The 1,020-nt window shown below is 55.6% G+C and carries 2 protein-coding genes; one reads left to right on the top strand and one right to left on the bottom strand.

What is annotated here, in order from left to right; translation table 11 throughout:
- The coding region (locus tag D6783_03065; protein RME53047.1) for an IS4 family transposase at window positions 1-296 on the bottom strand (296 nt) is incomplete at its 3' end.
- Here D6783_03065 and D6783_03060 point away from each other — a divergent pair.
- Window positions 291-605: a hypothetical protein gene (locus tag D6783_03060; protein RME53046.1), complete on the top strand. Its 315-nt coding sequence runs from the start codon at window positions 291-293 to the stop codon at window positions 603-605. The genes D6783_03065 and D6783_03060 overlap by 6 nt on opposite strands.
- The last annotated feature ends 415 nt before the right edge of the window (window positions 606-1,020 follow it).

The following is a 1,020-nucleotide window of genomic DNA, read 5'->3' as shown; positions in this document are numbered from 1 at the left end:
GTGAAGCCATCGACCAGCTTGGGATGAAGCCTGCCTTTCCACAGCCAGCTTGTGTCAGCCGCTTGTTCCATTTCCTCAGCCACTTCACAGCTCAGGTCACGCAACGCGGCCTCGGATATCTTGGCTCGAGCTCGGCAGTAATCCCCCGTATCTGCCGTCGGAGACGGAAGTTCTTCCTGCTGGCAATGGCTCACGATCCGTGCCACGGCCGCTTGACACGAAGCCTCCTTGCCGTCACGCAGCACTTGCGAAAGAAACGCCCAGACCACGATCGCGACGTTGTAAATGCCATGCATGCCGAAAAGGTTGCCATGCTTGGCAAAAACACGCTCGATACGCTCGGCCGAAAGAACATTGGCAAACGGAAGCCCTTTTGCCGAGAGAAACACATCGGCGACTTTCCGAAAATTGAGGCTGTCCCGTTGCGGAGAATTTGGTATGTATGCAGCCATCGAAAAACCCTCCTTGGTCTCTTTGGCGAGAGTTCCCAAGGAGGGCAATCGATTTATAGCCAAGGACGGGCATTACAACCAGGCCAATCTTCAGCTTGGCGGATTTTAAAAAAAACTCCCCGCCACGCCAAGCTCAATCCGCGCGCAAGCTGAGAGGCGACAGTGCCATTCGGGTCAGGACTCTTTTTTTGCAGTATTGGCAAGAGAGTTCAAACGGCCTTTAACCCAAAAAAGAGTCCTGACCCCTTTTTCGACTCCGCAGGTTGAAGGGCCGTTGTGATCGGAATGCGGTTACCTGCGAAAAAAGGTCGCAGACCCCGGCCGTGTCGACCCCCACAGCAGACGGCGAAAGAGTAGCCCTACATTTTCTTGCCAAACAATCTTCTTGCCGTCTGTTGTGTCGACATCGATCCACCCATGCCATCTGGCGAATGTGTGCGAGGGCATCGGCGAGCCGCGGCGCCGCGGCACCGGGCGAGAATGATGTTACACGATCATCTGTGAACGGCCAAAAGTGCGAGCAGTTTCTCCATTCGCGCCAGCGCCCTCACACCTCACACCTCACACC

This window comes from Candidatus Woesearchaeota archaeon (assembly GCA_003694805.1).
In the GTDB taxonomy this organism is placed as follows: domain Archaea; phylum Nanobdellota; class Nanobdellia; order Woesearchaeales; family J110; genus J110.
The sequence above is the reverse complement of the archived record's forward strand: the minus strand, read 5'-3'. Positions and strand labels throughout refer to the sequence as shown.

Excerpts from the sequence above, each read along its gene's own strand:
- D6783_03060 (RME53046.1), top strand. The coding sequence starts at position 291 with ATGCATGCCGAAAAGGTTGCCATGCTTGGCAAAAACACGCTCGATACG.